Origin of the sequence: Tautonia sociabilis (genome assembly GCF_003977685.1) — a bacterium.
GTDB classification, from domain to species: domain Bacteria; phylum Planctomycetota; class Planctomycetia; order Isosphaerales; family Isosphaeraceae; genus Tautonia; species Tautonia sociabilis.
In genome coordinates, this window is the sequence record NZ_RYZH01000012.1 from 80,283 (window position 1) to 94,513 (window position 14,231).

Annotated in this window: 11 protein-coding genes; 3 read left to right on the forward strand and 8 right to left on the reverse strand. The window is 71.6% G+C overall.

Features of this window, described 5'->3' with window-relative positions; genetic code table 11:
* Nucleotide 1: 1 nt before the first annotated feature.
* The gene (locus TsocGM_RS08095) at nucleotides 2–3,397 is read right to left on the reverse strand and encodes a PVC-type heme-binding CxxCH protein (protein ID WP_158633427.1); all 3,396 of its coding nucleotides are present in this window, start codon (nucleotides 3,395–3,397) and stop codon (nucleotides 2–4) included.
* Between the two features lie 743 nt (nucleotides 3,398–4,140).
* On the opposite strand from TsocGM_RS08095, the gene TsocGM_RS08100 reads away from it, so the two are divergent.
* Complete coding sequence (locus tag TsocGM_RS08100; RefSeq protein WP_126724800.1) at nucleotides 4,141–4,908, forward strand: hypothetical protein; 768 nt, start codon at nucleotides 4,141–4,143, stop codon at nucleotides 4,906–4,908.
* 11 nt (nucleotides 4,909–4,919) lie between these two features.
* Here TsocGM_RS08100 and TsocGM_RS08105 read toward each other — a convergent pair whose 3' ends face one another.
* The 4 genes from TsocGM_RS08105 to TsocGM_RS08120 all read right to left on the reverse strand — a co-directional run bounded on the left by TsocGM_RS08105 (nucleotide 4,920) and on the right by TsocGM_RS08120 (nucleotide 8,135).
* Nucleotides 4,920–5,162, reverse strand: a complete 243-nt coding sequence (locus tag TsocGM_RS08105) for a hypothetical protein (protein WP_126724801.1) — start codon at nucleotides 5,160–5,162, stop codon at nucleotides 4,920–4,922.
* 63 nt (nucleotides 5,163–5,225) lie between these two features.
* Entirely contained in the window at nucleotides 5,226–7,454 is a 2,229-nt protein-coding gene (gene feoB, locus TsocGM_RS08110) for a ferrous iron transport protein B (RefSeq protein ID WP_126724802.1), read from the reverse strand.
* A gap of 178 nt (nucleotides 7,455–7,632) precedes the next feature.
* Nucleotides 7,633–7,869 carry a FeoA family protein gene (locus tag TsocGM_RS08115; RefSeq protein WP_126724803.1) on the reverse strand — a complete coding sequence of 79 codons (237 nt, stop codon included), beginning with the start codon at nucleotides 7,867–7,869 and terminating at the stop codon, nucleotides 7,633–7,635.
* Nucleotides 7,866–8,135: a FeoA family protein gene (locus tag TsocGM_RS08120; RefSeq protein WP_158633428.1), complete on the reverse strand. Its 270-nt coding sequence runs from the start codon at nucleotides 8,133–8,135 to the stop codon at nucleotides 7,866–7,868. Before TsocGM_RS08120 ends, TsocGM_RS08115 begins: the two co-directional genes overlap by 4 nt.
* 177 nt (nucleotides 8,136–8,312) lie before the next feature.
* On the opposite strand from TsocGM_RS08120, the gene TsocGM_RS08125 reads away from it, so the two are divergent.
* Nucleotides 8,313–9,023 (forward strand): class I SAM-dependent methyltransferase, encoded by a 711-nt coding sequence (locus tag TsocGM_RS08125; RefSeq protein ID WP_126724805.1) that lies wholly within the window; start codon nucleotides 8,313–8,315, stop codon nucleotides 9,021–9,023.
* Nucleotides 9,024–9,084: 61 nt separating this feature from the next.
* Here the strand turns inward: TsocGM_RS08125 and TsocGM_RS08130 are convergent, their stop codons facing one another.
* The gene (locus tag TsocGM_RS08130) at nucleotides 9,085–10,395 is read right to left on the reverse strand and encodes an acyltransferase family protein (protein ID WP_126724806.1); all 1,311 of its coding nucleotides are present in this window, start codon (nucleotides 10,393–10,395) and stop codon (nucleotides 9,085–9,087) included.
* A gap of 285 nt (nucleotides 10,396–10,680) precedes the next feature.
* Nucleotides 10,681–11,592, reverse strand: a complete 912-nt coding sequence (locus tag TsocGM_RS08135; RefSeq protein WP_233578584.1) for a dihydroorotate dehydrogenase — start codon at nucleotides 11,590–11,592, stop codon at nucleotides 10,681–10,683.
* Between the two features lie 144 nt (nucleotides 11,593–11,736).
* Between TsocGM_RS08135 and TsocGM_RS08140 the strand changes: the two genes are divergently transcribed.
* On the forward strand, nucleotides 11,737–13,560 hold the full coding sequence (locus TsocGM_RS08140; RefSeq protein ID WP_126724808.1) for a glycoside hydrolase family 15 protein: 1,824 nt from the start codon (nucleotides 11,737–11,739) through the stop codon (nucleotides 13,558–13,560).
* Nucleotides 13,561–13,652: 92 nt separating this feature from the next.
* Here TsocGM_RS08140 and TsocGM_RS08145 read toward each other — a convergent pair whose 3' ends face one another.
* A complete protein-coding gene (locus tag TsocGM_RS08145; protein ID WP_199756719.1) occupies nucleotides 13,653–14,222 on the reverse strand; it encodes a DUF309 domain-containing protein in 570 nt (189 codons plus the stop codon).
* Between the last annotated feature and the right edge of the window lie 9 nt (nucleotides 14,223–14,231).

Genomic DNA, 14,231 nt, shown 5'->3' on the forward strand with positions numbered 1-14,231 from the left:
CTCAACGTCCCTCTCCCTTGGTCTCTTCCCCGACCGGCACCAGCTCGACCGCCTTCAGGTCCATCAGCGGCGCCCGGTGCTGACCGTCCATCCGGACTTCCAGCCGGTGCCGACCCGGCCCGAGCGAGACGGTGCCGACTGTGTCCGTCCGGTAATCGTCCCAGGTCCCCGTTCCGGGCACGGTGCCCGAGATCCGGTCGGCGCCGACCTCGATCGCGAACGGCCCGCCGCTCGCCTCGTCCTGGCAGGCCCATTCCACCCGGACCTCGAACCGCCCGCCTCGCGCCGCCTCGAAGGTCCACGCCGCCCGGTCGTCGGGACGGAGCCACCAGCCGAGGTTCTCGTGCGTCGGCTCGAACGTCAGGCGATTCCCGAAGATCTCCGCCAAGGCCGCCGGCAGCCGGATCGCGCCGTCGGGCGACGGCTTGACCAGCTCCGGCCGGTTTCCCGGCACCTCCTTCGGCCGGAGCCCTAGCTCTCGGAGGAAGGCGATCAGGTGGGCGAGTTCCTGCGCGGAGATGTCCTGTTCCAATCCTTCCGGCATCAGCGACTTGCCCGACCCGGCGATCTCCTCGATCTCCGACCGCAGCAAGACGTCCCGCTCTCCCCCTTGCCGGAGCAGGGCGACGGCGTTCGACGTCTCCTCGGCGATCAGCCCCGTCACCACTCGCCCGTCCACCGTGGCGGCGGTATACGAGGCATACTTCGCCTCGACGGCCCGATTCGGGTCCAGGATCGCGACGAGCAGCGCTTCGGGAGAGCGGTCCGACAGGCTCGCCAGGTCCGGCCCCACGTCGAACCCCTCCCCCTCGAGCCGGTGGCACGGGGCGCACGACTTCGAGAACACGGCCCGCCCCGCCTTGGGGTCGCCGCCGAGCGCCAGGGCCGATCGGAGCCTCGCCACCACCTCGGCCCGCTCTCCTCCCGTCTTCCCGAACAGCGCCGCCGCCCGATCTCGGGCCGGGGCGTCCCGGCTTCCCAGCAGCCGCTCCCGATGCGACGGCCCCACCTCCGACGCCGGCACCTTCCCCCCTTCGATCGCGTCGAGCAAGGCGTCCCGCCAGGAGTCCCGAGTCAGCAGCGTGTCCAGGATCGCGAGCCGGAGTGCCGGGCCGTGCCCTCGCCAGCCGTCGAGCAGCAGCGCCGGCACGCGGTCATCCCCCAGCCGGGAGATCGCGGCCACCGCCTCCCGCTGGACCGACGACGCCTCCTGAGGCCGAAGCAGCTGGGCCAGCACCCCCGAGTCCCGGCCGGCTCCTCCCGGCTCCCGGCCCAGCAGCCGCACGGCCGCCGCCCGAGCCTCCTCGTCGCGTTCCTCGTCTCCGGCGATCTCCCGGGCGGCCTCGAAGAACGGCGAGAGCCGAGCCGACAGGGCTCGGAGTCCCGGATCGGCGTCGGCCTCGACCCAGCGATCGACCGGAACCCCCGCTCGGGCCGCCTCGTCGAGCAGCGCGGCCACGGCCGACAGCCGGGCCGGGCCCGCATCCTCCGCCGAGCCGATCGCCGCCAGCACCTCTCGGACGATCCCCGACACCGCCTCCGGTCCGCTCCCCGACACCGCCGAGGCGAACAGCGGCGCAATCATTTCCTCGGCCGTCGACGCGTCAATCCTGTCTCCCCCCAGCAGCGAAGCCAGCAGCGCCGAGGCGTGGGGCCTCGCCGAGCTGAGCACCGCCGCCCGCATCCAGGGGTCGTCCCCGTCGGCCTTCGCGATCGTTGCCAGCGCCTCGGCCGCCCTCGGGTCCGGCCAGTCTCCCATCGCCAGCGCCGAGGCGAACCGCACGCGAGGCTCCGGGTCCTCCGCCCCGGCCCGCATCAGCCCCCCGGCCTCGGCGTCTTCCGGCAGCAGCGAGCGGCCCGCCAGGATCGCCGCCCGACGGACCTCCGGATGCTCATCCTCCAATCCGACGCGCACCGCCTCCGCGTCCAGCCCCCCCAGGCAGGCCAGCGTCCACAACGCCTGCACCCGGGCCTCCGGATACCCGGACGACGCCGCCAGCCCGCGCAGCGGGACGATGGCCGACGGATCCGGCTCGTGGATCAACAATCGCTGGCACGTATCCCTCACCCACCCGTTTGGGCTGTCCATCGCCGCGACCAGGCCCGGCCCGTCGAGCCCGTCCAGCCGGGGGATCCCCCTCGGGCGGCTCCCCGACGGCACGACCCGATAGATCCTCCCCCGATCCGACCCGGCCCTCAGATCAATCCGAGCCTCCCAATCGTCCGGGATCCACTCCGGGTGCTCGATCACCGCCCGGTTCATATCCGCCACCCACAGCGCCCCGTCGGGGCCGGTGCGCACCGACACCGGCCGGAACCAATGCTCGGTCGACGCGAGAAATTCCGAAGTCTCCTCCCCCTCCGCCCGACGGCCGGCATACGAGGCGCCGTCCGGCCTGAGCACCATCCGATGGACGAGATTATGAACCGGCTCGCAGATGAACAGATTGGATCGAAAGGACGATCCCAGCAACTCGTCCCGGTACGGGCTCGGGCTGCACGCGGATGTGGCCCGGTTGGCGGCGCCGGGGTCGTTGAAGCGAGCGACCGTACGGCTGGCGGGATACAACGCGGTGTCGGGCTCCAGCAATTGAAGAACCCCCGAGGCCGCGAACGACGGATTCCTCCTCAGGTCCTCGTCGGCGAGCACAACATGCCACGCCCAGACCGAGTTGTTGTTGAGGAACCAGTCCCCCCAGTCGTCCCGAAGCCGGCCGTACTGCGACCGTCCGCTCGCCGGCTCGATCTCCCCCGAGTCCGGCCTTAGCCTCAGATCGCGGCCTCTCACTTCCACCGAGTCCCCCGATCTCGTCGAGCGCACCCGGCCCCCGTCGGCGTCGGCCGCGTAGACCCAGCCGTCCAGCCCCAGGGAGAACCCGTTGAGCCGGTGTTGCGGGTTCGCCTCGGCGAATCCGGAGTACAGCACCTCGCGCCGGTCGCACCGGCCATCGCCGTCCGAGTCCTCGGCGTACAGGATCTCCGGCGCCGAGGAGATGAGCACCCCTTCGCGCCAGGGCATAATTCCATTCGGATACGAGAGTCCGTCCAGGAACACGGTCGACCGATCGTACCGGCCGTCGCCGTCCTCGTCCTCCAGCACCCGGACCCGGCCTCCCCCCTCCACGCCGAGCGGGTAATCCGCCATCTCCACCACCCAGAGCCGGCCGTCGGCCGACCAGTCGAACGCCACCGGGTCCATCACCAGCGGCTCGCTCACCACCAGCTCCACCTCGAACCCGTCCGGCACCCGAATCGCCTCCCTCGCCTCGGCCGGCGCGAGCCCCTCCGGAGGGACCTCCTCGGGGAGACGCTCTTGCCCCCGAACCAATCCCGGGACGAGGCTGGCGATCAGGGCGAGCGCGCCAATCGGCGCGACCGGCAGGCGGCGGGGCCTCATGGGCAGGACTCCTCGGCGGCTCGGAGCAGGGCGGGGCTGGGCGGCAAGTCCCCGGAGTATAACCGGCGCGCACCGGGCGGAGCGAGCGCCCTGCAACGCCCCCCCCGATCGCATCCCCCGCTGGCCCCCCGACCCCTCGAACCCCGAGCCGCCGAAACCTCCAGACGCCGAAACGCCAAACCACCGAGTCTCCGAGGCGACCGAGGACGAAGCAACGGAGGGAGAGCCGCGACCTCGGACGTCCTCCGCTTCTCTTCTCCTCCTCTCCTCCGCGTCTCCTCCTCTTCGTCTCCTCCTCTTCGTCTCCTCCTCTTCGTCTCCTCCTCTTCGTCTCCTCCTCTTCGTCTCCTCCTCCGCGTCTCCTCCTCCGCGTCTCCTCCTCCGCGTCTCCTCCTCTGCGTCTCTGTTCTTCCTCCCTCTGCTCCTCCTTTCGAGATCCGTTCTCCCTCCCCCCAGGCCAGGATCCCCCGCCAGGATCCTGCCGTCCCTCACCCTCCGGGCCGGCTCGCGTTCCACACGCAATCACGTAAGCCAAACGCTCAAAACCTCTTGCGCCATCCGACACCCCGACTCTCCCTCATTTGGCACGCTCCTTGAATTCACTCCGATCGTGTCCGGCCCCAACGGTCGCACCCGGGTGCCGGACGCGAGCCCGATCCCATCGAGTCTGCACCGGCCCGAGGCCCGAGCGATTCCCGTCCGAGCCGACGGCCGCCGCGATCGCATCGCGAGAGGAGCGCACCATGTTGACGTCCACGATTCGAGCGGCGGCCCTGGCCCCCCTGGTCGCCCTGACGATGCTCGGCACGTCGGCCCATTCCCAGACGATCGACCTCCGCCTCCCCCCCTTCGGCCGAGGGGCGATGGTCCACCGCGGCCCGTCGCACCTCTCCGGCCGATCGGCCCCGCACCTTGCCGACCGAGGAGTTCGCCCGGCTCGGCACGTCGACCACGACCACGACCTCAACCCCAACCTCAACCTCAACCACGGCTTCGGCCTCGTCTCGCCGGGGCCGGGGCGGTTCCCCGGCGTGTTGCCCCCCGTCGAGGCGGCCCTGGGATACGGGGGGGGGCCCCTCCCGGGCGGGCCGGGAGGCTTCCCGATCGGCGCCGTTCCGCCGGCCGCCGGAGTTTATCCGCTGGTGCTGGGCCCGGGGCTGGGGGGAGGCTGCGTGCCGGGGGCCTCGCCGGTGATCGGAGCGGTCGACACGCTGATCGGCCAGGTGGCCGCCTTCCTCCAGGTGTTCGGGCCGACGGTGCGCTGCGTCCCCCAGGGGGAGCGGATCTACGCCGACGCGCTGGCCCTCTACGAGTCGTCCCTCGCCTTCCGGCAGGCCGCGCTGGCCGGGGCGCCGCCGTGCGACCTGCGCCGGCTCCATGCCGCGATGGAGGCCTCCTGCGGCCGGCTGGTCAACCGGGTCAATTGCATCGCCCGAGGCCGCACCGGACCAAACATCGAGCAGGTCCGGCTCATCGGCGCCCTGTGCCGGCAGATCGGGGCCGTGATCTGACCGGGATCAGCTCAGTCGTCGCCGGGCGAGCCCTTGGCTCGCCCGGCCTTGCCCGGGGGCGGGCCGATCGAGAGCGAAACCAGAGGCGCTGCCCGCCCGCCCGACTCCCCCGACGACGGGCAGCCCCCGCATCCGGAGCCGCACCCCGACGCCGGCAGACGGCCCGCCACCGCCCGGTAGCCCGACCTCGCCAGGAAGCCCGCCGCCGCCACCGCCAGGCCGATCGCCGCGATGTCCTGCCCGCCGATCCCCATCCGATCGGTCCTCCTCGATGGCGACGCCCGGCCCTCCCGTCGCGTCGGGCCCGCTCGAGCCCATCAAGCGGCCAGCAGCGAGCCGAGCTGATAAGCGAGCAACGCCCCCAGATACGCCAGCGCCGTCATGTAGGCGAAGCTGAACGCCGGCCAGGCCCAGGAATTCGTCTCGCGACGGATCACGGCCAGCGTCGAGACGCACTGGGCGCACAACGCGAAGAAGACCATGATCGACAGCGCCACCGGCACCGAGAACAGCGGCCTGCCGTCCGGCCATCGAGCCTCCCGGAGCGCGGACTGGAGCCGGCTGGCCCCCTCCTCGCCCTCCACGTCGGTGCCGATGTCGAAGACCACTCCCAGCGTGGCGACCACCACTTCCCGGGCCGGGAACGAGGCCAGCGCCGCCGCCCCGATCCGCCAGTCCCACCCCAGGGGCCTCACGGCCGGCTCGATCATCCTCCCGGCCCGGCCGAGCAGGCTGTTCCGCTGCTGTTCCCCCAGCGCCCGGGCCTCGATCGCGGCGATCCTCGCCTGCAGCTCCGCCACCCGATCCGGGTCGTCGGCCCGCTCCCGGGCCGCTTCCAGGGCGAAGACCTCCTGCTCGTACCGATCGGCCTCCCGTTCCGGCAGCCTCGGGTAGTAGAGCAACGCCCACATCACGACCGAGACGGCCACGATGATCGTCCCCGCCCTCCTCACGAACGACCAGCCGCGGTCGAGCATCCGGAAGATCACCACCCGGGGAGAGGGCCACTTGTAGGCCGGCAATTCCATCACGAACGGCGGCGTCGGCCCCCGGAAGACCGTCCGCTTCAGCGCCCAGGCCACGCCCGCCGCCGCGACGACGCCCACCGAGTACAGCCCCACCATCGTCGCCGCCTGCACGCTGAGCACCCCTCCGATCGCCGCCGGAGGAATGAACGCCGCGATCAGCAGCGTGTACACCGGCAGTCGGGCCGAGCAGCTCATCAGCGGAGCCACCAGGATCGTCGTCATCCGGTCCCGACGGTCCTCGATCACCCGGGTCGCCATCACGCCGGGAATCGCGCAGGCAAACGACGACAGCAGCGGGATGAACGACTTGCCGCTCAGGCCCAGCCTCGTCATCAGGCGGTCCATCAGGTAGGCCGCCCTCGCCAGGTAGCCGCAGTCTTCCAGGATGCCCAGGAAGAAGAAGAGGATGAAGATCTGAGGAAGGAACACGATCACCCCGCCGACGCCGGCAATCACGCCGTCGACGACCAGGCTCCGCAACGCCCCCTCGGCCATCGCCCCCTCGACCGCCTCGGCCAGCCAGCCGACCCCGGCGTCGATCAGGTCCATCGCCGGCCCGGCCCAGGTGAAGACGGCCTGGAACATCATCGCCATCAGGGCCACGAAGATCACCGTGCCCCAGACCCGGTGCGTCAGCACCCGGTCCACGCGGTCGCCGGTCGTCATCCTCGGCTGGTCCGGCCGGGAGACCACCCCGTCGAGCACCCCAGCGGCCCAGCCATACCGGGCCATCGCCTCCACCGCCGGCACCGGGCAGCCAGCCTCGGCCAGCCGGGCCCGGCTCGAGACGACCCGGTCGTGCAGCTCGGCCGGGTCGACCTGCGCAACGACCCCCTCCAGGTACCCGCTCAGATCCAGCAAGAGCCGCTCGACCAGATAGCGGGGCAGGGGGGGGCCCCCCGGGCGTCTCTCCGCCAGCCAGGCCTCCAGCGCGGCCACTTCCTCCCGGAACGGCTCGGGGAACGGGCTCTCGACGACCGCCGGAGGCCGATCCGCCGCCTCGGCCAGCGCCGCCTTCAGCGCGTCGAGCCCCTTGCGACGGTGCGCCTGCACCGGAACGACGGGAACGCCGCCAAGCCGATCGCGCAGCCGATCCAGGTCGATCGCCACCCCGCGCTCCTCGGCCAGATCCGTCATCGTCAGCGCGACGACCGCCGGCCGGCCCAGCTCGAGCACCTGGCTGACGAGGTAGAGGTTCCGCTCCAGGTTGGTCGCGTCGACGACGCAGAGCACCGCGTCCGGCCCCGGCGTGTCGGCCCGCCGCCCGAGCAGCACATCGACGGCCACCATCTCGTCCGGCGACCTCGGCGCCAGGCTGTACGTCCCCGGTAGGTCGATCAGCGTCCAGCGCCGATCGCCGATCGTCATTCTCCCCGTCTTCTTCTCGACCGTCACGCCCGGGTAGTTCCCCACCCGCTGCTGCACCCCCGACAGGGCGCCGAAGACGGTCGACTTCCCCGTGTTCGGGTTGCCGATCAGGGCCACGGTGCGGGTCTGCGGGTCTGCGGCGATGGCCATGGCGAGGGTCGGCTCGGGCGGCGGGATCGGGAGGAGGAGGGCGGCGAGCCGAACCCGGTCGGTCGGGCGGGCGGGCGGGGCGGCCGCCATCTCGGCTCGGCTCGGCACGTCGAGGGGAGACGAAACGAGGCGAGGCACCGCATCGCGACCCGACGCCGGGGGAGGAGACGAGCCGAGGCTACGACACCGAGACCTCGACCCCGGCCGCCTCGGCCTTCCTCAGGCTCAGGCGGTAGCCGCGCAGCTCGAAGACCAGCGGGTCCCCCAGCGGGGCGACAGCGACGAGCGTGACCTCGGTGCCGGGGATCAGCCCCATCTCCATCGCGCGGACGCCGGCGTCCCCGGTCGCGTCGACGGCCACGACCCGGGCCGACTGCCCCACCGTCAGGTCCGAGAGCCGGGCCGTCGTCGTCATGCCACCGGCACTCCGGATCGGACCAGCACGCCGGACAGCTCGTCGGAGCGGACCCCCAGCTTGTGGCCGTCCAGCCGGAGGATGCACGGGCTCCCCGGGCGGATCATCTCCACCTCGGCCCCGCGGCGCAGGCCCATCTCCCGCAGGCGGTGCACCAGCGCGCCGCCCCCGAGCACCTGGTCGACCCGAGCCACCTGGCCCGGCCGCAACAGGGTCAGGGGGATCAGCTCGGCCTCCGTCGAGGGCATCGCGGCGATGACCGACATCGGGGCGCTCCGTCGTTGGGCGGTGGGCATCGGCGGGGGGGCCCGATCCAGGGCGTCCCGGGCACGTCCGGGCCACCTTCGGGCGGGCTGCGTATTGAGATTCAATCTCAACACCCGAATTATAGAGGAACCGGCCGAGGGCCGTCAAACCTTTTGTGAAAGCGGGTCGGGGGGATCATGTCGACAGCCGAGCCGGATTCCTGTTACCAAGGGCCCGAGGCGATCTCCGACCTCCGTGTCGGCGGCCGATCGCTCCGACTGTGCCGGCCCGCCGAGCCGGAGCGATTGCTGGACGACCCGGTCGTCCTCTCCTGGAACGCCCGAGACGACTACATGCCCTACTGGGCCTTCCTCTGGCCCGGCGCCTTCCTGCTGGCCGAGGCCGTCGCCGCCGAGCCCTGGGCCCCCGGCCTGACCGCCCTGGAGCTGGGCTGCGGCCTCGGCCTCGCCGGCCTGGTCGGCCTCGACGCCGGGCTCTCCCGGGTCGTCTTCACCGACTACGACCGCGCCCCCCTCCGCTTCGTCGCCGCCAGCGCCGAGATCAACGGCTTCTCCTCCGATCGGTTCGCCGTCGACCTGCTCGACTGGCGCCTCCCTCCCGAGGACCGCTTCCCCGTGATCCTCGGCGCCGATGTGCTCTATGAGCGCCGCCTCATCCCCCTGGTCGTTGGCGTCCTCCGCGCCATGCTCGACCCCGACGGGTTCGCCCTGGTCTCCGGCCCCTACCGCGTCGCCACCGAGGACCTCGAGCCCGCCCTCGCCGCCGCCGGCCTCCGGTTCGAGTCCTCCCCGATCTGCTCCCGAGACGAAACCGGCAAACCCCTGCGCGGGACGTTGCACCGCATCTGGCCCCGATCGAGCCCTGGTCGTCGGCTCCCCTCGGCCTGACTCGCCCCGGAGACGCTGGCGATCTCCGGGGCGAGGGCCCCCCGAGGCCCTCCCTGCGTCCTCAGTGAGCCGCCGGCGCCTCGGGCAACGCCGCGGAGGCCTCCTCGGGCCGGGCCCGCCGTCCCAGCCGGGCCGGAGGGTAGGTCCGGCCGTTGAGGAACCGGCCGAGGAACGTTGGCCGCACCATCAGGTCGTAGCTGGCGAACAGCAGCGCCGAGGCGACCACCAGGATGATCGCGGCCTTCGCCAGGGCGGGGATCGGCAGGTCGAACATCAGCCCTTGCATCCAGTAGATCAGCGGCAGGTGCGCCAGGTACACCCAGTACGCCGAGTCCGACACATAGCGCATCGCCGGGCTCGGGCGATCGAAGAGCCGCTGGAACAGCCCGATGAAGCCGAAGACGCAGAGCCAGGCGACCAGGGCGCCGGTGATCGCCAGCTCCGGCTTCCTCACAACCTGCCCGTTCTCACCGAAGGCCGAGCCGAGGACGCCGAGATCGACCACCAGCACCCCCAGCGCCGCCACCAGCGTCAGGCCCGGCCGACGGCCGAGCAGGGGCAGCAGGTCGACGTTCCGATACAGCATCCAGCCGAACCCGAAGAACGGGGCGTAGGCCAGCAGCGCCAGCGGGTTCGGCAGGAACAGCGGGAACTCCTGCGCGAACAGCCCCGAGGAGAACGGCACCATGAGCGTCAGGAACGACATCCCGACCGCCGTCGGCAGCAGCAGGTGCCACCGCGCCAGCCTCCGGAACAGGCCGCTCCAGGCCCGGCCGATCGCCCCCCCTCCGGCCCGGGCGACGAACCGGAAGACGACCGCCCCCAGGTAGAACCAGAGCAAGGCGTACAGGAACCACAGGTGTAGCGGGGAGATCAGGAACAGGTTGTACCAGGGCTGCCAGTCCTCGGCCCAGGGGATGATTCCGGTCGACCACCAGCCCCGCAGCACCTCCCAGCCCGGCAAGCCCTCGTGCTTGGCCACGCCGAAGACGAAGGCGGACATCGTGATCGGGAACAGGATCGGCCAGCCGACCAGCAGCGGCAGGCCCACCCGCTTCATCCGGTTCGACCACATCCCCCTCACCCCTCGCTTCGCGCAGAGCAGCGCGGCGAAGAAGCCGGCCATCACGAAGAAGACCTGCATCCGGAAGGCGTGGATGCCGAAGAAGACCGGCCCCGCCAGCTCCGAGGTGCGGACGTCCCGGAAGTCGAACCCGGGGAACAGCGGATTGGGCAGGTAGAACTGGAACGTGTGCAGAACCACGCCCAGCAGCATCATCACGGCCCTCAGGGCGTCGAAGCCGTGATACCGGGTCTGGGGCTCCGGTGCGCCCTCGGTTGTGATTGGGTTGGCGGTCGCGTCGGTCATCATCGCTTCGCCCGGTTCGGGTGATCGTCGTCGGCCCGACCCCGCCCGATCCCTTCCGATCGGCCCGAGCGTCGGCCCGGTCCATCCCTCCGGGTGGTGGATTCGCGACCCCGCCCCCCATATTGACCGACCCCTTGACCGCCCCCGCCCGGTCCTCCTCTCCTGCCGGCTCGACCGAGGACGGACCGCCCCGGTCATCCCCCCCGAGGGCGCCCCTTGGCCCGCCGGCCCGTCCGGTGGAGCGAGGAGCCGGGGAGTTCGTCCCCGGGCTTCCTGCTCCCCGAGGGATCAGTCCTTGTTCGATCTCAGCGTGCCGATGAACGCATTGACGTCCGACACTCCCGCCTCCGCCAGCTTCGCCGGCAGTTCGTCGACCATCCTCCCGGCCAGCGTCGGATCCGCGAAGGTCGCCGTGCCGACCTGGATGGCCGAGGCCCCGGCGACGAGGAACTCCATCGCGTCGTCGCTGGAGCAGATGCCGCCGATGCCGATGATCGGTAGCCCGGGGACCGCGCGATGGACCTGCCAGACCATCCGCAGCGCGATCGGCTTGATCGCCGGGCCGCTCAGGCCGCCGATGTCGTTGGCCAGGATCGGCCGGCGACGGCGCCAGTCGACGACCAGGCCGACCACCGTGTTGATCAGGCTCACCGCGTCGGCCCCGGCTTCGTGGGCGGCCTTCGCGACCGTCGCGACGCTCGTCACGTTCGGCGTCAGCTTGGCGATGATCGGATGCGGGCACTCCTGCCGGCACCGCGAGACGACCCGCCCCACGGCCGCCGGGTCCACCCCCAGGTCCAGCCCGTGACTCACGTTCGGGCACGACAGGTTCAGCTCCACCGCCGCCAGCCCCGGCTCCTCTCCCAGGTCGGCGGCCATCCGGACGAACTGGTCCTCGTCCTCGCCGGCGATGTTGGCGATGACCTTCGTCCCCACCGAACGGAGGTACGGCAGGTGATGGGCCCGGAAGTGCTCGATCCCGTCGTTGTCCAGGCCGATCGCGTTGAGCAGGCCCGAGGCCGTCTCCACCGTCCGGGGTGTCGGGTTGCCGGCTCGGGGCTTCGCCGTGACGGTCTTGGGGATCACCCCCCCGAGCCTCGCCAGCGGCACGAACCCGGCCATCTCCCGGACGTAGCCGAACGTCCCCGAGGCCACCAGCACCGGGTTCTCCAGCTCCAGTCTCCCCAGCCTCACCCGCATCGCCACCACGGCTCGACCCCTCCCGTCCCCGATCCCCCCGCCCAGCCCTGGAATTGCCCCGGGGCGTGCCTCCCATTAGGGTAGCAGGAACCCGAAGGCCCCGGAGCGCCCGTCTTGGACGCCCCCCGATCCCGGAGCCCGCCCATGCCCCTGCCGCTGGAAGATTATGCCCTGATCGGCGACTGCCAGACCGCCGCCCTCGTCGGCCGCGACGGCTCGATCGACTGGCTTTGCTTCCCCCGATTCGACTCCGGCGCCGTCTTCGCCGCGCTGCTCGGCGACGAGGAGAACGGCCACTGGCGTATCGCCCCCCAGGGAGAGATCCGAGCCTGCCGACGCCGATACCGCCCCGGCACCCTCGTGCTGGAAACCGAGTTCGACGTCGACGGCGGCACCGTCCGCCTCACCGACTGCATGCCCCCCCGAGACGCCCTGCCCGACGTCCTCCGCCTGGTCGAATGCCGTCGCGGCTCGGTCAAGATGCGCATGGACCTGGTCATCCGCTTCGACTACGGCTCGATCGTCCCCTGGGTCCAGCGCACCGACCACGGCATCTCCGCCATCGCCGGGCCCGACATGCTCCGACTCCGCACCGACGTCCCCGTCCACGGCGAGAACTTCCGCACCGTCGCCGAGTTCGAACTCCAGGCCGGGCAGTCCGCCTCCTTCGATCTCACCTGGTATCCCTCCCATGAGCGAGAGCCCCGGCAGATCGACCACTCCGGCGCGATCCACGACACCGAGCGCTGGTGGCGCGAGTGGTCCGACCGCTGCTCCTTCGGCGAGGGCTCCTGCGACGGGGCCTTCGACCGCGAGCACTGGGCGGAGGCCGTCCGACGCTCCCTGATCACGCTGAAGGCCCTCACCTACGCCCCCACCGGCGGCATCGTCGCCGCTCCCACCACCAGCCTGCCCGAGCACCTCGGCGGCGTCCGCAACTGGGACTACCGCTTTTGCTGGCTCCGAGACGCCACCTTCACCCTCTACGCCATGATGATCGCCGGCTACCACGAGGAAGCCCGCTCTTGGCGCGAATGGCTGCTCCGGGCCGTCGCCGGCAAGCCGTCGCAGATGCAGATCATGTACGGCCTGGCCGGCGAGCGCCGACTCCCCGAGTTGCAGCTCCCCTGGCTCCCCGGCTACGAGGGCTCCTCTCCCGTCCGCATCGGCAACGCCGCCTACGACCAGTTCCAGCTCGACGTCCTCGGCGAGGTCATGGATGCACTTCATATGTGCCGACGTGTCGGACTGGAACCGATGGGCATCTCCTGGAACCTCCAGAAAGAGCTGATGGACTTCCTCGAAGGTGTCTGGGACCAGCCCGACGAGGGGATCTGGGAGGTCCGCGGCCCCCGTCGCCACTTCACCCACTCCAAGGTCATGGCCTGGGTCGCCTTCGACCGCGCCGTCAAGGCCGTCGAGCACTTCGGCCGGGACGGCAACGTCGACCGCTGGCGATCCCTCCGCGACCAGATCCACCGGGAGATCCTCGACCGCTCCTACGACCCCGAGGTCGGCGCCTTCATGCAAAGCTACGGCTCCAAGCTCCTCGACGCCAGCGTCCTGATGATGCCCCTGGTCGGCTTCATCTCCCCGAGGGATCCCCGCATGGTCGGCACCGTCCGAGCCATCGAGCGCCGCCTGAAACGCGACGGCTTCGTCGACCGCTACGAGTCGGATCCCCGCGTCGACGGCCTGCCCCCCGGCGAAGGCTCCTTCCTCCCCTGCTCCTTCTGGCTGGCCGACAACTACGCCATGATGGGCCGGCGCGACGACGCCATCGAGCTGTTCGAGAATCTGCTCTCGATCCGAAACGACCTCGGCCTGCTCTCCGAGGAGTACGACGTCGCCGCCGGCCGCCTCGTGGGCAACTTCCCCCAGGCCTTCACTCACATCGGCCTCATCAACACCGCCTACAACCTCAGCGCCGCCACCGAGCACCCCGCCGAGCACCGCCAGCACAGTTAACCAGCGAGCACGCCCTCCGGTGACGCTCGGCTGCTCGGATCGGGGACCGTCCGAGGATCGGGGAGGCCGGAATCGAGCCGCCCCCGCCTCCGTCACTCCTCCGACAACGGCTCGATGGGAGGCCCGAGCAGGCCGGGCACAACCCCGGCCTCCGGGCCCGGCCCGACCGGGGGACGAGCCGCGACCCGCAGCGCGACCGCCTCCAGCCCGACCAGGTCGATCCCCAGCAGCCGGTCCCGGCCGGTCCGCTCCCGGGAGGCCCGGAACAGCACGGCGGCCCGACCGGCGTGGGTCGCCACGCCCCGGGGCTGCCCCTGCCGGACCTTCACCCCGGCCGCGGCCAGCGTGATCAGCCCCTTCAGCACATCGGCCGTCGGCCCGGTACGCCCGATCGCATGCCAGAGCGTCTCCCAGGCCTCGTGAGCCTCCCAGTAATAGCCGGCGTTGTACAGCCGGACCCCGAGCCGGAAGGCCGGCGACGACGCCCCGTGCTCCTCCCCGATCGGGGGAATCTCCCCCCTCGGCGACTTCCCGGCCAGGAGGCCGGCGGCGCCGAGGCTCGGGCGAGGCCAGGGCCCCCCGGGAATGTACGTGAAGGGGGGCATCGGCTCGCCGACACCGCCGAGGAGGTCATCGGGTTCGGCTTCGGATTCGGCTCGCATCTCGGGCGC